An 18,107-nucleotide genomic window follows, 5' to 3' on the forward strand; every position below is an offset into this window, starting at 1 on the left:
CGATCAGGCCGGCTCGTCCACGTCGCGTCCGGTGGCGAGATCGCCGCACTCGATGCGCTCCGCGTCGTGGGTGCGCAGGTAGCGCCGGGCGCCCTCGTCGCCCCGGAGCTCGCCCGCGAGCGGCACCCAGTGGTCGCGACCGAGCAGCACCGGGTGCCCGGGGCTCCCCGCGTAGGACGCCCGGGCGAGCGAGCCCGGTCCGTCGGCGGCGCCGAGGACGCGCCGGACGACGTCCGCTCCGACGTCGGGCAGGTCGACCAGGTGCACCAGGGCGGCCTCGGCGTGCGTGTACGTGAGCGCCGCGAGGCCGGCACGCAGGGAGGCGGACTGCCCGGTCCGCCAGTCCTCGGCGATCACCGCGTCGATCCCGGTGACCTGACCGAGCTGCTGCTCGAGCAGCACGAGCGCGGCGCCGGCCTCGGCGCCGAGCACGACGGTGACCGCGTCGCAGCCGCCGTCGCGCAGGGCGGTGACGCTGCGGGCGAGCCAGTCGTCCACCAGCGCCTTGGGCTTCCCCATCCGGCTGCCGTCGCCGGCGGCCAGGAGAAGCCCGCGGATCATCCGAAGGCCTTGGAGTAGAGGTCCTCGAGCGAGGTGTCCGAGGCGCCGCTGAGGCCGCAGCCGGCCAGCTTGTCGTCGGCGGTGATGCCGAGCAGGTAGCTGTGGCCCTCGACGAAGGCGGGCAGGGTGGTGTCGGCGGTGGTCTGGTCGGCCGCGGGGAGCTGGACGGTGATGACGCCGATCTGCGGGCCGGCGAGGACGTTGGTCACGCGCAGGTCGACGGCCGAGTCGCTGGTCGTGGTGACGGTGGCCCGGACCGCCGTGGAGAGCTGGGAGAGCTGGTCGGCGGTCGGCACCGCGCACCGCCCGACCTGTTGCGGCACCGTGACGGTGAGATCGCTGGTGGCGGCCGAGGGGTTGATGTCGTCGTGGCCGGTGATGACGTGCACCAGGATCGCGCCGACCAGGATGCCGGGGATCAGGAGCAGCCACAGCAGCCGCAGGTCCATCTGGTCGTTCTGGTCGCTGTCCTGGTTCTGCACGGTGCTCACCGAGACATCATCCCCCGAGCCCCTGAGAGAACGCACAAGGCCCCCGCCCGGAGGGCGAGGGCCTTGTGCCGTGTTCTGAGGCGACTAGAAGTCCATGCCGCCCATGCCACCGGTCGGGTCGCCCATCGGGGCGGCCTTCTCCGGCTTGTCGGCCACGACGGCCTCGGTGGTGAGGAACAGCGCGGCGATCGACGCGGCGTTCTGCAGCGCCGAGCGGGTGACCTTGGCCGGGTCGATGATGCCGGCGGCCAGCAGGTCGACGTACTCGCCGGTGGCCGCGTTGAGGCCCTGGCCGGCCGGGAGACCGGCGACCTTCTCCGCCACGACGCCGCCCTCGAGGCCGGCGTTGATGGCGATCTGCTTCAGCGGCGCCGAGATGGCGACCTTCACGATGTTCGCGCCGGTGGCCTCGTCACCCTCGAGGTCGAGCTTCTCGAAGGCCTGCTTGCCGGCCTGGACCAGGGCGACGCCGCCGCCGGCGACGATGCCCTCCTCGACAGCAGCCTTCGCATTGCGGACGGCGTCCTCGATGCGGTGCTTGCGCTCCTTGAGCTCGACCTCGGTGGCCGCGCCGACCTTGACGACGGCGACGCCGCCGGCCAGCTTGGCGAGGCGCTCCTGCAGCTTCTCGCGGTCGTAGTCGGAGTCCGACTTCTCGATCTCGGCGCGGATCTGGTTGACCCGGCCCTCGATCTGGCCCTGGTCGCCGGCGCCGTCGACGATGGTGGTCTCGTCCTTGGTGATGACGACCTTGCGGGCCTGGCCGAGCAGCTCCAGACCGGTGGTCTCGAGCTTGAGGCCGACCTCCTCGGAGATGACCTGGCCGCCGGTCAGGATCGCGATGTCCTGCAGCTGGGCCTTGCGACGGTCACCGAAGCCCGGGGCCTTGACGGCGACGGACTTGAAGGTGCCGCGGATCTTGTTCACGACGAGCGTGGACAGGGCCTCGCCGTCGACGTCCTCGGCGATGATGACGAGCGGCTTGCCCGACTGCATGACCTTCTCCAGCAGCGGGAGCAGGTCCTTGACGTTGGAGATCTTCTGGTTGGCCAGGAGGACGTAGGCGTCCTCGAGGACGGTCTCCATGCGCTCGGTGTCGGTGACGAAGTAGGCCGAGATGTAGCCCTTGTCGAACCGCATGCCCTCGGTGAGCTCGAGGTCGATGCCGAAGGTGTTCGACTCCTCGACCGTGATCACGCCCTCCTTGCCGACCTTGTCCATCGCCTCGGCGATGGCGTCGCCGACGGTGGTGTCGCCGCCGGCGGAGATGGTCGCGGTGGCCGCGATCTGCTCGCGGGTCTCGACGTCCTTGGCCTGGGCCAGGAGCTCCTCGGAGACCGCGTTGACGGCGGCCTCGATGCCGCGCTTGAGACCCATCGGGTTCGCGCCGGCGGCAACGTTGCGCAGACCCTCGCGGACCAGCGCCTGGGCGAGGACGGTCGCCGTCGTGGTGCCGTCACCGGCGACGTCGTCGGTCTTCTTCGCGACCTCCTTGACGAGCTCGGCGCCGATCTTCTCGTACGGGTCCTCGAGCTCGATCTCCTTGGCGATGGAGACACCGTCGTTGGTGATCGTGGGGGCGCCCCACTTCTTCTCCAGGACGACGTTGCGGCCCTTCGGGCCCAGCGTGACCTTGACGGCGTCGGCGAGGGTGTTCATACCCCGCTCGAGGCCGCGACGGGCCTCCTCGTTGAAAGCAATCAGCTTCGGCATGGCCTGGCGATCCTTCACATTGTTCGGGTGCCGGACGGCGAGCTGCCCGCGACGGCATGGTCATCCCGTGGCGGCGATCCCTTCTCGCCGCCCCGGAGCGACCCAACGTCACCCTCCGGAAGTGGCACTCTCATGTCGAGAGTGCCAATGCCAGTCTGGCACTCGACCTAGGCGAGTGCAAGGCCGGTCCCCGTCAGCGACGGACGCCGAACCCATCGATCGCCACCACTCGGCGGGTCGGCGTCGGGCCAGGCACCCAGACCAGGCGATAGGTACGCCGCAGGCTGGTCGAGAAGGTGTGCGAGAAGAGCACGCAGCGGGCGCGACGGGTGGCGGCGTGCGTGTCGACGACCCCGCCCAACCGAACCCAACGACCGCCTCCCGTGCGGAGCTGAACCATGAACCGGCCCCCGCGTGGCGACCGATCCCCGACGACCTGCAGCCGGTCGCCGACCGCCGTGATCCGTGACGCCTGGCCGGGAGCGGACAACGTGTGTACGCCACCGTGATAGGCGCCGGATCGTCGCTGGCTGTCGCAGGCACCGCACCATGCGCCAGCGGTCTCGTCGTAGGGCACCACGACCCGGCCGCCCACCACCGCTGCGCTCGCGTTGCCGGCGGCATCGGTGGCCGCGACCCGGAAGCGCAGCGTCCGGCCGCCACGGGCGATGGAGGCCGGTACGGTGACCCGCCGGCCGGGGCGATCGGTGGTGAGCCGATGCCAGGTCGGGCTCGGCAGCACCTGGTAGTCGACGGTGAAGGCCGTGCCGGCGGGCGCGGTCGAGGCCAGGGTGAGCGGGAAGGCGCCCCGCGGGCCGGTCGTGCTCGTCGGGTCGGCCGCGAGGGGGCGCGGCTGCACGGCACCGACCTGCTCGACGACCCCAGGCCCGCTGTTCCCGGAACGGTCGACCGGCTGCACGACGTAGGTGTAGGTGCGCCCGAGGACGAGCCCGTTGTCGGCGAAGGATGTCGCCGGGGCAGGCACGAAGACCTTTCGCTGGGTCACCGCGCCCAGTCGGCGGGTGACGATGTAGCCCGAGAGGTCGGTGTCGGTCGGTCCGGCCCAGCGCACGACGGCGGAGGTGCCCCGCAGCGTGCCCGTCTCGGCCACGGGCGCCGCAGGCGCGGTGCTGTCCAGCCCGACGACGGCGACCGCCTGCTCCCTCTCCGGCGTCGCGGTGACGACCGGGGCCGAACCGCCGTCTGCCGCAACGCGGGCCAGGTCGGCGCCGGACGAGCCCGACCCGTCGGAGTGCACGAAGCTGATCGACGTACCGTCTCGCGACCAGGAGAGCGAGGAGCTGTGGCCGTCCGAGGTCAGTCTCACGGCGGTGCCGAGGCTGACCGTCTCCCCCGAGACGGTGATCGGGGCCACCTCGACGTCGCCGTCGACGAGGAGGGCCGCACGGTCGTCGTTCGGCGACAGCCGGAGCTCGCTCACGACGCCTGCGGGCGCTCCGAGAACGTCCTGCGGCGGCGCCGAACCGGATGCCGCGACGCTCTGGAGCACTGACTCGGTCGCGAATCTCGGCCGCGACCGAACGACGAGCAACGTGTTGCTCGCGAAGCCGACCACCTCGGTGTCGGCGTTGGCATCGACATCCGGGTGAAGAGCCGCACCGGTGGCGACATCGCGCACCTCGGGGAAGTGGCGGCCGTCGGAGGAGTCATAGAGGTCGTACGCCACCGTGAGGCCGTCGTTACCGAGGACCGGACGCTGAATGAAGAAGGTCGGAAGCGGATCGACCGTGAGCCGGTCGACCGTCCGCACCAACCGGCCACCGGCATCCCGGACCGTGATCATGTCCTCGGTGCCGGTCCAATCACCGCCGTCGTACGGCACGGACTCGACGAGGGCTTCTCGCGTGCCGTCGGCGGAGGCAGCGACCCAGCTCGCCGTGCGCCCCGCCGCCGGAACGACGATGGGCGTGCTGCTGGCACCATCGCGCAGATCGGCTCCGCCATCGACCACCACGACCTCGGCCTCGCGGGTCTCCGCGTGCGCGGCCGGCGCGAGTAGGACCACACACGGCCCGCCGATGCCGACGATGGCTGCACCCAGCAGAACCGCGGGGCGGCGAAGGCTGATCGACATCCCGTCACCCTAGATCACGCCGAACGTGCTCGTCCGCGCCCACCGCCGCGGATCCTGAGGGCTGCTCGATCAGCAGCTCGAAGGCGGGGTCGTCGCGCTGCGGCACGCCGGAGCGCACGTCGTACGGAGACACCTGAGCGAGCGGCAGCGTCCCGAGCGAGAACGGGCTCGAGGACGCTATCCGCGAGCGAGGGCGTCGGCGACGCGAGGCGTCGCCAGGCGTACGACCGCGACCAGACCGCCGCCGGGACGGGGCGCCAGCTCCAGCGTGCCGTCGTGTGCCTGGACGATGCTCTTGGCGATCGCCAGGCCCAGGCCGACGCCGGCGTGGTCGGCCTGGATGCGCTCGGTTCCGCGGCGGAAGGGCTCGGCCAGCGTCTCGATCAGCTCGGGCTCGAGAAGCTCGCCGGTGTTCACCACCCGCAGCACGGCTGCATCCCTCTCGACCATCGTGCTCACCCACACCCGACCGGCGGGGACGTTGTGCACCACGGCGTTGTGCACGAGGTTGCTCGTCACCTGGAGCAGCAGTGCCGGCGAGCCGGTCGCGGGAGCGAGCTCGGCGTTCGTCTCGATGGTGACGCCGCGCCGCTCGGCCAGCGGCAGGAGCGTCTCGGTCGCCTCCTCGGCGACCAGCGACAGGTCGACGCGCTCCTTGCTGAAGGCCTGCCGGTCGGCACGGCTGAGCAGGAGCAGCGCCTCGGTGAGGTCGATCGCCCGGGTGTTGACCTCGCGGAGCCGGTCGATGAGCTGGTCGACGTCGCGGTCCGGGTCGCTCTGCGCGACCTCGAGCAGGGCCTGGCTGATCGCGAGCGGCGTACGCAGCTCGTGCGAGGCGTTGGCCGCGAACCGCTGCTGCTCGGCGACGTGCGCCTCCAGCCGGGAGAGCATCGTGTCGAAGGAGTCCGCGAGCTCACGGAACTCGTCGTCGCGCCCCGGCAGGTCGATCCGGTGCGACAGGGATCCGGCGGCCGCGAGCCGGGTGGCCTGGGTGATCTGGCGCAGCGGGGCGAGCATCCGACCGGCGAGGATCCAGCCGCCGACCAGGCCGACCACGAGCAGCGCCGCCATCGCCTGCTCCGCGCGCGGGATGAAGGCGCGCTGCAGGTCCAGCCGGTTGGGCGAGCGCGGGCCGATCGTGACGATCTGGCCGGTCGGGACGTAGCGCAGGAGGAATACCCAGACGACCGCGAGCAGGAGCGCGCCGGCCAGCATCAGGAAGCCCGCGTAGCTGAGGGTGAGCTTGAGCCGGACGCTGAGGCCGGGGGCGCGACTCCTCCCGCTCATCGACCCGCTCAGTCCCCCGCTCAGTCCCCCGCTCATCGCCCCGCCCATCGCTCGGCCCCGTCGTCGATCCGGTAGCCGACGCCGGGCACCGTCGCGATCAGCCCCGGCTCGCCCAGGCGCTTGCGCAGCGCCGAGACGGTGATCCGTACGGCGTTGGTGAACGGATCGGCGTTCTCGTCCCAGGCCCGCTCCAGCAGCTCCTCGGCGCTGACCACTCCCCCGTCCGCGCCGATCAGCACCTCGAGGACGGCGAACTGCTTGCGGGTGAGCGCGACGTAGCGTCCGTCGCGGTAGACCTCGCGCCGGAACGGGTCCAGGCGCAGGCCCGCGATCTCCCGTACGGGCGGGCGGCTGTGCGCCCTCCGGCGGTCGAGCGCGCGCAGCCGGAGGACCAGCTCGCGCATCTCGAACGGCTTGGTGAGGTAGTCGTCCGCGCCCAGCTCGAAGCCGGTGGCCAGGTCGTCGAGCCGGTCCGCGGCGGTGAGCATCAGGATCGGCATGCCGCTGCCCGACGCGACCACCCGCTGCGCGATCTCGTCGCCGGACGGTCCCGGGATGTCCCGGTCGAGGACGGCGATGTCGTACCTGTTGACGCTCAGCAGCTCCAGCGCGGTCTCGCCGTCGCCGGCCACGTCGGCGGCGATCGCCTCCAGCCGCAGGCCGTCGCGGATCGCCGCGGCCATCAGGGGCTCGTCCTCGACGACCAACACACGCATGCCCCGATCGTAGGGAGCGGGCACGTATCGCCGGCATATCGAAAACCGGATACGCCCTCGCAACGCGCGCTCGCGTTGGCTGATCGCATGCTCCGAGAACGTCCCTCCGGCCAACGTCCCACCGGCCAATCTCCCACCGGCCCGAGCCGCGCCGCCCGCGCCGCCGCCCACGCCGCCGCCGGGGCCGTCCTCATCGCCGTCGCGGCATCGCTCGCCGGCTGTGGGGCCGCTGCCCGCGGCGCCGCGACGACCGACACCGCACCGCTCACGCATCCGGTCCAACGCGCCGCCCGGATCACCCACGATCGGATCACCCAGGACCGGATCGGCGACGTCCACGGCGTGCCCGATGTCCCAGGCGAGCTCGCCCAGCCCCGATCGAGCGGCGACCTGACGCTCGCCGATGGCGAGGTGCCCGCCGGGACGACGGTGCTCGACGGCACGGTTCCCGCGGTGGCGAAGCTGGATCCGGCGCTCGAGGCGGCGCTGCGTGCCGCCGCCGAGGACGCCGCCCGGGTCGGCCTCCAGCTCGTCGTCAACAGCGGCTGGCGCTCGCTGGCCTACCAGCGCGAGCTCTTCGACCAGGCGATCGACGAGTACGGCTCCGAGGCCGAGGCCGCCCGGTGGGTCGCGCGCCCGGGGACGTCCGTGCACGAGGCCGGCGAGGCGGTCGACCTCGGGCCGGCGGCGACGACCGCCTGGCTCGCCGAGCACGGCGCGTCGTACGGGCTGTGCCGGATCTATGCCAACGAGTCCTGGCACTTCGAGCTGCGTCCCGCAGCCGTCAGCGACGGGTGTCCGCAGATGTACGCCGATGCGGCCCACGACCCACGGATGCAGCGATGACGGCCCGCCATCGGCTTCCCGTGCCCGGGCATGGCGTCATCCTCAACGGCCGCTCACCGCTGGCGTGGATGAGCACCTACGAGACCGTCATCGTGGTGACCCTGCTCGCGCTCCCGGTCGCGGTCCTCACCGCACGGGCACTCACCCGGTGGCGGGTGCGCTCCGGGCTCGCCCGGGGCCTGGCCCGGCGTCGATCGATCGCCGAGGTCGGGCTGGTCTACGGCACCGCGCCCTGGCTGTGGCTCACCATGCTCCCGGCGAGCAGCACTCCGGGGCATCGCGCGCTCAGCCTGGTGCCGCTGCGCGACCTCGAGACGATGCCGGAGTACCAGGTGCTCGGCAACCTCGTGGTGCTCGCCGCGCTCGGCCTCTTCGGACCGATCCGCTTCCGCGCGCTCGCCACCGTGCCGCGGGTCCTGGTGACGGCGGCGATCGCCTCCAGCCTCATCGAGGCGACCCAGTACGCCCTCGCCTGGGGCCGGGTGGCCTCGATCGACGACGTCCTGCTGAACACGGCCGGCGCCACCCTCGCGGCGCTGCTCACCTGGCCGGTGTGGCACCGCCGGGCCGCACTCAGAGCTGCTTGATCAGCAGCTCGAAGGCGAGGTCGTCGCGCTGCGGCACGCCGAAGCGCACGTCGTCGTACGGGAAGGGGCTCAGGCTGCCGGTGCGGCGGTAGCCGCGGCGCCCGTAGAACGCGATCAGCTCCTCGCGCTGCACGATCACCGTCATGTGCAGCTCGACGGCGCCCCAGCCGCGCGCGATTCGCTCGGCCTCGGCCAGGACCTGCTTGCCGACGCCGCCGCCCTGCTCCTCGGGACGGACCGCGAACATGCCGAAGTAGCCGGCCAGGCCGTCGGCGCCTCCGCGCTCCTCGAGCTGGCAGCAGGCGACGAGCCGGCCGTCGCGCTCGGTCACCATCATCCGGCTCGCGGGGTCCTCGATGACCGCCCGCACCGCCTCGGCGTCGGTGCGCTGGCCGTGCAGCAGGTCGGCCTCGGTGGTCCAGCCGCCGCGGCTGGAGTCGCCGCGGTAGGCGGACTCGATCAGCTCGACGAGCGCGTCGACGTCGGCGGCGGTGGCGTCACGGAAGGTCAGCACAACCGCAGAGTGTAGGGAGCAGCCGGCGAGTCTCAGCGGCTCCGTCCGGGAAGCGAGCCCCGGACCCGCAGCACCGTGCGCCGGGTCGCCGCCGCGACGACCTCCTCGGCGGCGTCGGCGAAGACCGGCGCCTGATGTCCGAACGGCACCTCCTCGCGGATGCCGAGCGCGGCCAGAATCGAGGGCAGCAGCGCCTTCGCCGTCCGCTTGTAGCCGACGGCGCTCGGGTGGAACCGGTCGAGGCTGAACATCTCGTCGGGGTTGGTGACGAAGAACGGCCCGACGACGTCGGCCAGCGAGACGACGTACGCCCCGGCCTGGTGCGCCGCCCCCGCCTGGGCGGCTGCGAGCTGGCGCGAGGCCCGACCGCCGAGGGACCGCAGCGGCTGCGGGATCGCCCGCAGCGCGCTGAGGTCGGGACAGGTGCCGACCACGACGCTCGCGTCGAGCTCGTGCAGCGCCTCGATCGTCGCGGCGAGGTGCTTGATCGAGTCGGCGACCGGGATCCGGTGGGTGACGTCGTTGCCGCCGACGATCACCACCGCGACGTCGGGCCGGTAGTCGGGCGGCAGGGAGGCGAGCTGCTCGGGCAGCATCCAGGACTCGCTGCCGACCACGGCGGCGGTCCTCAGCCGCACCGAGCGGACGGCCTTCTTGGCGATCCCCTTGGCCAGGCGCGCACCGAGCGTGCTGTCGCCGTCCTCGGCGCCGAGGCCGGCGGCGATCGAGTCGCCGAGCAGGAGCAGGTCGACGGTGTTGCCGTACGACTTCTTGTAGACCTTGTCGGAGTAGGGCGCGATCTCACCCAGCGGCTTGCCGATGATCGCCCGGGCCTGCGCGGCCTGGCGCTTGAGCAGCACCACGAACCCGGCACCCGCCGCGGCGCCGACGGCTCCGACGGCCCCCGCCACACCGGCTCCCGCGGCGATCCGGCCCAGTCGACGTGCTTCCTCGCGTCCGCTCATGCCCCGCTTGTAGCGCGGCGAGGTGAACGAGCCGGGAACGGCGGCCCACCAACGCGCACTGTCACCGTGACACCGTGTCACGGTGACAGTTCGTACGGTCGTGCGTCAGGCCTCGGCGAGGCCGGCGGCCTCGAAGGCGTCGTACGACGGCGCGATGGTCGCCCGCGGGCCGACGATGCCGCTGATCGCGTCGAGCGTCTTGAGGCCGTGACCGGTGTTGATGATGACGGTCTCGAGGGACGGGTCCAGCTGGCCGGTCTCGACGAGCTTCTTGGTCACCGCGAGGGTGGTGCCGCCGGCGGTCTCGGTGAAGATGCCCTCGGTGCGCGCCAGCAGGACGATCGCGGCGCGGATCTCGTCGTCGGAGACCTCCTCGACGGCGCCGCCCGTACGACGGGTGGAGTCGAGGACGTAGATGCCGTCGGCGGGGTTGCCGATCGCGAGGGACTTGGCGATCGTGTCCGGCTTCACCGGGCGGATCGCGTCGACGCCGGACTTGAAGGCGGTCGCGACCGGGTTGCAGCCGGTGGCCTGGGCGCCGTAGATCTTGTACGCCTTGTCCTCGACCAGACCGAGCTTGATCAGCTCCTGGAAGGCCTTGTCGACCTTGGTGAGCTGCGAGCCGGAAGCGACCGGGATGACGATCTGGTCGGGCAGGCGCCAGCCGAGCTGCTCGGCGATCTCATACCCGAGGGTCTTGGAGCCCTCGGCGTAGAACGGGCGGACGTTGACGTTGACGAACGCCCAGCCCTCCTCCTCGGCCGCGATCTCTTGGGCGAGCTTGTTGACGTCGTCGTAGTTGCCGTCGACGGCGATCAGGTTGTCGGTGAAGATCGCCGAGTTGACCTGCTTGGGCTGCTCGAGGTTGCTCGGGATGAAGACGACGGTCTTGATCCCGGCGCGGGCGCCCGCCGCCGCGACGGCGTTGGCCAGGTTGCCGGTGGAGGGGCAGGCGAAGACCCTCGCGCCGAGCTCGGTCGCCGCCGACAGCGCGCAGGCGACGACGCGGTCCTTGAAGGAGTTGGTCGGGTTGGTGGAGTCGTCCTTGATCCAGAGCCGGGCCAGGCCGAGCTCGCGGGCGAGGTTCTTGGCCTCGAGGAGGCGGGTGAAGCCAGGCTCGGTGTTGGGGCTCTGCTCGATGTCGCTGGGGACCGGCAGGAGCGCCTTGTAGCGCCAGATGTTGCGCGGCCCGGCCTCGATCTCGGCACGGGTGATCGCGGGGAAGTCGTAGGCGACCTCGAGCGGACCGAAGCACTCCGGACACGCGTAGTGCGGGCCGAGCTCGATCTTGTGGCCGCACTCGCGACAGGCCAGGGCGGTGGCGTTCCCGAACGCACCCTCGCGCAGGGTCTTCTCGGCAGTGTCGACGCTCATGAGTCCTCCTCCTCATCTTCCCCGGGCGACCTTCGCACCGGGCCGGATTTAGCACCTGTCCCCGCGACCTACCCACGGGGGTGGGAGGAGGCTCGCGGTCGGTTGCCGGGACTTCACTGGGCCGTTCCCTCAGTCCCTCTCGATGAGCAAGAGCGATGGTACGGGAGCATCGGCCCGCCGACGAAACCGAGATTCCGAATAGCGAGAACAGCATCTCGCTATTCGGACACGTGCGCTCAGGAGGCGTCGGAGGCGAGGCGACGGAAGAGGTCGAGAACACCGTCCGGACCGTCGACGACGACGTCCGCGAGAGGCCGGAGGGCGCTCTCCTCCGGGTCCCCGGGCGAGAGCGAGCAGACCTTGAGCGTGGCGAGTCCCTCGGCCGCCCACGCGTCGAGCGACTCGAACGCCTCGATGTCGCCGAGGTCGTCGCCGGCGAAGAGGATCGCCTTCACGCCGAGGGTGTCGACCAGGCGGTCGATCACCAGGCCCTTGTCCATGCCGGGGGCGCGCACCTCGATCACCTGCTTGCCCGGCTCGACGGTCAGGTCGTGCGACTCGGCCGCGGCCCGCAGCGGCCCGAGCAGACGGTCGTAGGCGGCCTGCGGGTCGGCGACGCGCCGGGTGTGGACCGCGACCGCGAGCCCCTTCTCCTCCACGTACGCATCGGCGGCACCGTGGTCGCGCAGCAGCTTGGGCAGCTCGCGCAGGAAGGTGGCCAGGCCGACGGGCGGACGCGGGCCGATGATGGCGCGCTCGCGCGAGGTCCAGTGCTCGTTGCCGTACTGGCCGTGGACCAGGAGCTCGGTACCGGAGGCCGCCAGCCGGTCGGCGACCTCCTCGAGTCCGCCGAGGGAGAGCACCTGCCGAGCGGGCCGGCCGGTGACGACGGCCAGCGCCTTCACCTTCGGCGCCAGCGCGATCAGCACCTCGGCGGCGTCGGGGTGGATGTGCGCCCGGGTCGGGTCCTCGACGATCGGCGAGACGGTGCCGTCGAAGTCGAAGGCGATGACCGCCTGTCCGGCGAGGTCGGCGAGCGCGGCGTACTTCTGCTCGGCGGCGGCCGATGCGAACTCCATGGGCTCAGCCTGTCACGTCCGCGGTGAACCCGAGATTGAGGGGCGAGGAACGGGTGCGGAACCCGTCGGCGCGCTGGCCCGGCTCCCGACGGGTCAGTCCGAGCTGTCGGCCCGGGATCAGCCCAGCGGCGCGGTGAGGATGAGGGTGAGCCGGTCCATCTTCATCGGGTCGACCGCGAGTGCGGTGCGGTGCACGCCGAGGTCGAGCGCGAGCTGCTTGCCGGCGGCCTTGAGCCGTGCCGGGTAGTAGACAGTGGTGGCCGGGATCGAGCCGTACCAGTTGTCGGCGCCGACGACGTTCCAGCCCGCCTTGGAGGCCTTGTCGCCTGCCTCGGCCGCGAGGCCCTTGACCTGGGAGTTGTTGAAGACCTCGACGTAGATCTTGCCGCGCTTGATCGGCTGCGGCTTCTTCGTCTTCGGCGCCGTCGGGGTGGGGCCTGCCGACGGCGTGGCGGTGGCAGCGTTCGAGACGGCGGCCGCGGGGATGACCTTCTCCTCGCCCTGCCCGTCGCCGCGGGTCACCACGAAGGCGACCAGCGCCATCGCGACCGCGACGATGCTCAGCAGGACGACGGGTGAGGGCAGCGCGATGCCGCGCTGGTCACGCATCCACAGGCGGTTCACGTTCAGACCTCGAATCCGAGCCGGCGGGCGGAGCGCTGGCGCTGGCGGGCGGCACGCAGACGGCGCAGCCGGCGGACCAGCAGCGGGTCGTGCTCGAGCGCCTCCGGGCGGTCGATGAGGGCGTTGAGCACCTGGTAGTAGCGGGTCGACGACATGTCGAACTGCTCGCGCACGGCCGCCTCCTTGGCGCCGGCGTACTTCCACCACTGGCGCTCGAAGGCGAGGATGTCCTGGTCACGCTCGCTCAGGCCCGGCGTGCTGCTCGCATCGCCGTGGGGCAGGGCGCTGGCGGCCATGGAGACCCTCCGTTTCGTGCTCGTCGCTGTCGTGCCCACTGTAGACGAGGAATCACACCGATGTGATTCGTTCGGACGGGCGTGGCGGGTCGGCTGGGGCTACCGTTGCGGCTGTGACTCATGAGACCGCTCTCGCTCCCATCCGCTGGGGCATCCTCGCCACCGGCAAGATCGCACACGCCTTCGCCAGCGACCTGGCGCTGGTCCCGGGCGCCGAGCTCGTCGCCGTCGGATCGCGCCGCCTGGAGTCCGCCCAGGCCTTCGCCGAGCGGTACGGCGCCGACCAGGAGGCCACCCCCCGGGCGTACGGCTCCTACGAGGAGCTCGTCGCCGACCCCGACGTCGACGTCATCTACATCGCGACCCCGCACTCCCTGCACCTGGAGAACGCCCGGCTCTGCTTCGAGGCCGGCAAGCACGTGCTGTGCGAGAAGCCGCTGACCCTCTCGGTCGCGGACAGCGAGGCGATGGTCGCCCTCGCCCGCCAGCACGGCCTCTTCCTGATGGAGGCCATGTGGACCGCGTGCCACCCCGGCGTCCGCGCGCTGCAGCGGCGCCTCGCGGCCGGCGAGTTCGGCACCCCGCGCCACGTCCACGCCGAGCTCGGCTTCGTGGTCAACGCCGATCCCAGCGACCGGATGCTCAACCCGGACCTCGGCGGTGGCGCACTGCTCGACATGGGCATCTATCCGCTCACCTTCGCCCACCTCATCCTCGGCCCGGCCCGCTCCCTCACCGCCCAGGCGAACGTCGTCGTCGGCACGGGCGCCGACTCGGGTCGGGAGGCCGCGATCGACCTGGCCGTCGCGATGACCGGGGCGTACGAGAACGGCGCACTTGCCACGATGCACGCCTCGATGAGCTCGTGGTCGTCCTCGGCCGCCGCGATCGCGACCGAGCTCGGCCGCATCGACCTCACCGGCTTCCACAGCCCCGAGTCGATCGTCTTCACGCCGATCGGGCAGAAGGCCGACTGGACCGCTGAGGACACCGCGCAGGAGCCGATCGTGATCGAGCCGGACGAGCCGGTCCTCGGGCGCGGGTACGGCAACGAGGCCGTCGAGGTCGGCCGTTGCCTGCGGGCCGGCCTCCTCGAGTCGCCGCTCGTGCCGCACGAGCAGACCCTGACCCTGATGCGCCAGATGCAGGAGATCCGCGAGCTGACGGGGATCCGCTACCCGGGCGAGTGATTTCGGGCCGTGGGGGGAACCGGGTGACCGATATGGTCAACAACATGCAGGCCGACCTGGTCATCGTCGCCAACCGTCTCCCCGTCGATCGTGTCGAGCTGGCCGATGGGACCAAGACCTGGCGGCGCTCGCCCGGTGGTCTGGTCACCGCGCTCGAGCCGGTGCTGCGCGCCAACGACGGCGTCTGGATCGGCTGGCCCGGCGGCACCGAGGCGCATCTCGAGCCGCTGGAGGACGACGGCATGCGGCTGCTGCCGATGTCGATGACGGCCGAGGAGATCGAGGGCCACTACGAGGGCTTCTCCAACGGCACGATCTGGCCGCTCTACCACGACCTGGTCGCCAAGCCGGCGTTCCACCGGGAGTGGTGGGACGCGTACCGCGCCACCAACCAGCGCTTCGCCGAGCAGGCCGCCGAGGTCACCGCGCCCGGCGGCACGGTCTGGGTTCAGGACTACCAGCTGCAGCTGGTCCCGCAGATGCTGCGCGAGCTCCGCCCCGACCTGCGGATCGGCTTCTACCTGCACATCCCGTTCCCTCCCGCCGAGCTGTTCCAGCAGCTCCCGTGGCGTCGCCAGATCCTCGAGGGACTGCTCGGCGCCGACGTGGTCGGCTTCCAGCTGCCCGGCGCAGCGCAGAACTTCATCCGCCTGGTGCGCCAGCGGGTCGGGCACAAGACCCACCGCGACTCCGTCTACCTCCCCGACGGCCGGACGGTGAAGGCCGCGGCGTTCCCCATCTCGATCGACGCCTCCGGCTTCGAGGAGCTGGCCCGCTCATCCAGCGTCACCGACCGGGCCAAGGAGATCCGCGAGGCGCTGGGCAACCCGGCGAAGATCTTCCTGGGCTGCGACCGGCTGGACTACACCAAGGGCATCTACGCCCGGCTGCGCGCGTTCTCCGAGCTGATGGCCGACGGCCACTTCAGCGTCGAGGACGCGGTCTTCGTGCAGGTCGCGGTGCCCTCGCGCGAGCGCGTCGAGGAGTACCGCGTGCTCCGTGACGACATCGAACGACTGGTCGGCCGGATCAACGGCGACCTCGGCCGGATCGGCCGCCCCGCCGTCTCCTACCTGCACTCCTCCTACCCGCGCGAGGAGATGGCCGCGCTCTACCGCGCCGCCGACGTCATGGTCGTCACCCCGTATCGCGACGGCATGAATCTCGTCGCGAAGGAGTACGTCGCCTGCCGCTACGAGAACGACGGCGCGCTGGTGCTCTCGGAGTTCGCCGGTGCCGCCGACGAGCTGCGTCAGGCCTGGCTGGTCAACCCCTACGACCTCAACGGGATGAAGTCCGCCCTGCTGGAGGCCTACCAGGCCGATCAGCGCGAGCAGAGCCGTCGGATGAAGGCGATGCGCAAGACGGTCGCGACCAACGACATCGACGCCTGGGCGGCGTCGTTCCTCGGCGAGATGGCCGACATCCCGTCGGCGCACGGCAAGCGCGTCCGTGCCCCGGGACACACCACCCACTGATCCGTCACGTCGCGGGAGGCAGGCACCTCGGGCTTCCTGACAAGAACCTTGCCCTCGTCGTCGCCGGACGCCAGAGTGAAGCGACTGCTCCCACTCATCCGACGAGGACCCTCCATGACCGACCAGAACTCACCGTCCGGGCAGAGCGCCGGATTCGACCTCAATCGCGCCGCCGCGGACCTCAGGTCCGCCGGCCGCATCCCGCTCGTGCTCGCCGGGATCGGCGTGCTCACGCTGATCTGCTCGTTCCTGCCCTACTACACCGTCAGCCTGAACGGCGCGGCCGGCCTGGGCGGCATCAGCGGCTCGACGGGCGCCTGGCACGGCTTCTTCGGCTGGGCCGGCGCGCTGCTGGCGCTCGCCGCCGGCGTCCTGGCCGTGCTGCCCGCCCTCCGGGTCTCGGTGCCGGTCCCGGCTGCGGGCGTCGCCGCGCTCTTCGCGCTGGCCTTCGTCTGCACCCTGCTCGCCCTCGTGGTGTGGCCCGGCGGCAAGATCGACATGGCCGGCATCGACTACGGCCACGGAGTCGGCTACTGGCTGGCGCTGCTCCTGACCCTGGCCGGCACGGTGATCGCCGGGAACGAGCTCCGCACCAGGTCGGCCTGACGCATCAGCCTGAGGCATCGGCCTGAGGCATCGGCCTGAGGCATAGGCCTGACCCGCTGGCCTGACCCGCCGGCCTGACCCGCTGGGGTGCGACGACGTGTCGTCGCACCCCAGCGCTCGCATCAGGCGGTCTGCTCGCGCTCGTTGAACTCGGCCTTCGTCGTCATGAGCGTCAGCAGCTGCTCACGCAGCGCCGGGCCGAGCTCGCCCCAGCCGTCCTTGTAGCCGTAGACGCCGGCCAGGGAACGGGCCTCGTAGTCGCCGTTGAAGATCTCCACGTCCGCGGGCGTGATCAGGCCGGGGTGGGCCACGCCGACCGCGGCCGAGACCTTCATCAGCTCCTTGCGCAGCACCCGCAGGTAGACCGAGCAGCGCTCGGCCTTGTCCACCGGGTCGAGGCCGCGGACCAGCCACGGGTGCTGGGTGGCGACGCCGGTCGGGCACCGGTCGGTGTGGCACTTCTGGGACTGGATGCAGCCGATCGAGAGCATCGCCTCGCGGGCCACGTTGATCATGTCCGCGCCCAGCGCGAAGGCGACCACGGCATTGTCGGGCAGCCCGAGCTTGCCCGAGCCGATGAAGGTCAGCTCGTCGGTCAGGCCGAGCTCGGCGAAGGTGCCGTACACCCGGGAGAAGCCCATCCGGAACGGCAGCGAGACCGAGTCGGTGAAGAGCAGGGGCGCCGCGCCCGTACCGCCCTCGCCGCCGTCGACGGTGACGAAGTCGACGCCGCGCTCCCTCGGCGACATCAGCCGGGCCAGGTCGCGCCAGAAGTCGATCTCGCCGACGGCCGACTTGATCCCGACCGGCAGGCCGGTCTCGGCGGCGAGCAGCTCGACGAAGTCGAGCATCGAGTCGACGTCGGTGAAGGCGGTGTGCCGCGACGGGGAGGCGCAGTCCTTGCCCAGCGGGATGCCGCGGATCTCGGCGATCTCGGGCGTCACCTTGGCCGCCGGAAGCAGTCCGCCCAGTCCCGGCTTGGCGCCCTGGGAGAGCTTGATCTCGATCGCCTTCACGGGGGCGGATGAGACCGTCTCCTTGAGCTTGTCGAGGTTGAACGTGCCGTCGTCGTTGCGGCAGCCGAAGTAGGCCGTACCGATCTGGAGGACCAGGTCCCCGCCGTTGCGGTGGTACGGCGAGAGCCCACCCTCGCCGGTGTTGTGCAGCGTGCCCGCGGCGGCCGCACCCTTGTTGAGCGCGGTGATGGCCGCCGAGGAGAGCGCTCCGAAGCTCATCGCGGAGATGTTGACGACCGAGCCGGGCCGGAACGCCCGCGCCCGCCCGCGCGGCCCGCCGAGGACCTTGGCGCTGGGCAGGGTGGCGCGGCGGTCGTGGTCGTCGGGCAGCTCGGAGGCGAAGGTGCGCTGCTTGATGTACGCATGGCCCTGGAGGTGCTCGACGTCGACGTCGGTGCCGAACGCGAAGTAGTTGTTCTCCTCCTTCGCGCTGGCGTAGATCCAGCTGCGCTGGTCGCGGCTGAAGGGCCGCTCCTCCTCGTTGTTGGTGACGATGTACTGCCGCAGCTCTGGCCCGATCGTCTCGAGCCAGTAGCGGGCATGGCCGATGACCGGGAAGTTCCGCTGGATGGCGTGCTTCTTCTGGGTCAGGTCCTTGACCGCCATGACGCCGGCGGCCGCGACGGCCGCTCCCGCGAGGTGCCTCAGTCTCATGGGGCCGTTCCTATC

Annotated in this window: 19 protein-coding genes and 1 riboswitch; of the genes, 5 read left to right on the forward strand and 14 right to left on the reverse strand. The window is 71.5% G+C overall.

The annotated features are described in order from the left end of the window. Positions 1-3: 3 nt before the first annotated feature. The 7 genes from ACZ5L9_RS03175 to ACZ5L9_RS03205 form a co-directional block, all read right to left on the reverse strand. Positions 4-561: a nucleotidyltransferase family protein gene (locus tag ACZ5L9_RS03175; protein ID WP_464533738.1), complete on the reverse strand. Its 558-nt coding sequence runs from the start codon at positions 559-561 to the stop codon at positions 4-6. Further along, positions 558-1,052, reverse strand: coding sequence for a hypothetical protein (locus ACZ5L9_RS03180; RefSeq protein WP_464533740.1), 495 nt, complete (start codon positions 1,050-1,052; stop codon positions 558-560). The genes ACZ5L9_RS03175 and ACZ5L9_RS03180 overlap by 4 nt, the downstream gene beginning before the upstream one ends. 84 nt (positions 1,053-1,136) lie before the next feature. Further along, complete coding sequence (gene groL / locus ACZ5L9_RS03185; RefSeq protein WP_464533742.1) at positions 1,137-2,765, reverse strand: chaperonin GroEL; 1,629 nt, start codon at positions 2,763-2,765, stop codon at positions 1,137-1,139. Between the two features lie 193 nt (positions 2,766-2,958). Next, the gene (locus ACZ5L9_RS03190; protein WP_464533744.1) at positions 2,959-4,860 is read right to left on the reverse strand and encodes a hypothetical protein; all 1,902 of its coding nucleotides are present in this window, start codon (positions 4,858-4,860) and stop codon (positions 2,959-2,961) included. 4 nt (positions 4,861-4,864) lie between these two features. Beyond that, positions 4,865-4,993 carry a hypothetical protein gene (locus tag ACZ5L9_RS03195; protein ID WP_464533746.1) on the reverse strand — a complete coding sequence of 43 codons (129 nt, stop codon included), beginning with the start codon at positions 4,991-4,993 and terminating at the stop codon, positions 4,865-4,867. A 44-nt stretch (positions 4,994-5,037) separates the two neighbouring features. After that, on the reverse strand, positions 5,038-6,183 hold the full coding sequence (locus ACZ5L9_RS03200) for a sensor histidine kinase (RefSeq protein ID WP_464533748.1): 1,146 nt from the start codon (positions 6,181-6,183) through the stop codon (positions 5,038-5,040). After that, positions 6,180-6,863, reverse strand: coding sequence for a response regulator transcription factor (locus ACZ5L9_RS03205; RefSeq protein ID WP_464533750.1), 684 nt, complete (start codon positions 6,861-6,863; stop codon positions 6,180-6,182). The genes ACZ5L9_RS03200 and ACZ5L9_RS03205 overlap by 4 nt, the downstream gene beginning before the upstream one ends. 87 nt (positions 6,864-6,950) lie before the next feature. Here ACZ5L9_RS03205 and ACZ5L9_RS03210 point away from each other — a divergent pair, with 87 nt between their 5' ends. Together ACZ5L9_RS03210 and ACZ5L9_RS03215 are read left to right on the forward strand one after the other, a co-directional pair. Then, entirely contained in the window at positions 6,951-7,709 is a 759-nt protein-coding gene (locus ACZ5L9_RS03210) for a D-alanyl-D-alanine carboxypeptidase family protein (protein ID WP_464533753.1), read from the forward strand. Further along, the gene (locus ACZ5L9_RS03215) at positions 7,706-8,296 is read left to right on the forward strand and encodes a VanZ family protein (RefSeq protein ID WP_464533756.1); all 591 of its coding nucleotides are present in this window, start codon (positions 7,706-7,708) and stop codon (positions 8,294-8,296) included. Before ACZ5L9_RS03210 ends, ACZ5L9_RS03215 begins: the two co-directional genes overlap by 4 nt. On the opposite strand, the gene ACZ5L9_RS03220 is transcribed toward ACZ5L9_RS03215, so the two are convergent. The 6 genes from ACZ5L9_RS03220 to ACZ5L9_RS03245 all read right to left on the reverse strand — a co-directional run bounded on the left by ACZ5L9_RS03220 (position 8,283) and on the right by ACZ5L9_RS03245 (position 13,148). After that, positions 8,283-8,810, reverse strand: a complete 528-nt coding sequence (locus tag ACZ5L9_RS03220; protein WP_464533758.1) for a GNAT family N-acetyltransferase — start codon at positions 8,808-8,810, stop codon at positions 8,283-8,285. The genes ACZ5L9_RS03215 and ACZ5L9_RS03220 overlap by 14 nt on opposite strands. Before the next feature lie 32 nt (positions 8,811-8,842). Further along, positions 8,843-9,775, reverse strand: a complete 933-nt coding sequence (locus ACZ5L9_RS03225; protein ID WP_464533760.1) for an SGNH/GDSL hydrolase family protein — start codon at positions 9,773-9,775, stop codon at positions 8,843-8,845. A 105-nt stretch (positions 9,776-9,880) separates the two neighbouring features. Then, positions 9,881-11,149 (reverse strand): threonine synthase, encoded by a 1,269-nt coding sequence (thrC, locus tag ACZ5L9_RS03230; RefSeq protein WP_464533763.1) that lies wholly within the window; start codon positions 11,147-11,149, stop codon positions 9,881-9,883. Positions 11,150-11,158: 9 nt separating this feature from the next. Beyond that, a riboswitch (SAM riboswitch) is annotated at positions 11,159-11,298 on the reverse strand. Positions 11,299-11,385: 87 nt separating this feature from the next. Next, positions 11,386-12,228 carry a trehalose-phosphatase gene (gene otsB, locus ACZ5L9_RS03235; RefSeq protein ID WP_464533766.1) on the reverse strand — a complete coding sequence of 281 codons (843 nt, stop codon included), beginning with the start codon at positions 12,226-12,228 and terminating at the stop codon, positions 11,386-11,388. A 117-nt stretch (positions 12,229-12,345) separates the two neighbouring features. Then, a complete protein-coding gene (locus tag ACZ5L9_RS03240) occupies positions 12,346-12,852 on the reverse strand; it encodes a LytR C-terminal domain-containing protein (protein ID WP_464533768.1) in 507 nt (168 codons plus the stop codon). 2 nt (positions 12,853-12,854) lie between these two features. Then, positions 12,855-13,148, reverse strand: a complete 294-nt coding sequence (locus tag ACZ5L9_RS03245; RefSeq protein WP_464533771.1) for a DUF3263 domain-containing protein — start codon at positions 13,146-13,148, stop codon at positions 12,855-12,857. 113 nt (positions 13,149-13,261) lie between these two features. On the opposite strand from ACZ5L9_RS03245, the gene ACZ5L9_RS03250 reads away from it, so the two are divergent. From ACZ5L9_RS03250 to ACZ5L9_RS03260, 3 genes are all read left to right on the forward strand, one after another. Then, positions 13,262-14,338, forward strand: a complete 1,077-nt coding sequence (locus tag ACZ5L9_RS03250; RefSeq protein ID WP_464533773.1) for a Gfo/Idh/MocA family protein — start codon at positions 13,262-13,264, stop codon at positions 14,336-14,338. 44 nt (positions 14,339-14,382) lie between these two features. Continuing rightward, positions 14,383-15,816, forward strand: a complete 1,434-nt coding sequence (locus ACZ5L9_RS03255; protein WP_464533776.1) for an alpha,alpha-trehalose-phosphate synthase (UDP-forming) — start codon at positions 14,383-14,385, stop codon at positions 15,814-15,816. A 114-nt stretch (positions 15,817-15,930) separates the two neighbouring features. Then, on the forward strand, positions 15,931-16,422 hold the full coding sequence (locus tag ACZ5L9_RS03260) for a hypothetical protein (protein WP_464533779.1): 492 nt from the start codon (positions 15,931-15,933) through the stop codon (positions 16,420-16,422). Between the two features lie 122 nt (positions 16,423-16,544). Here ACZ5L9_RS03260 and ACZ5L9_RS03265 read toward each other — a convergent pair whose 3' ends face one another. Then, positions 16,545-18,092, reverse strand: coding sequence for an FMN-binding glutamate synthase family protein (locus ACZ5L9_RS03265; protein ID WP_464533782.1), 1,548 nt, complete (start codon positions 18,090-18,092; stop codon positions 16,545-16,547). Positions 18,093-18,107 lie beyond the last annotated feature (15 nt).

This window comes from Nocardioides sp. JCM 18998 (genome assembly GCF_055391535.1).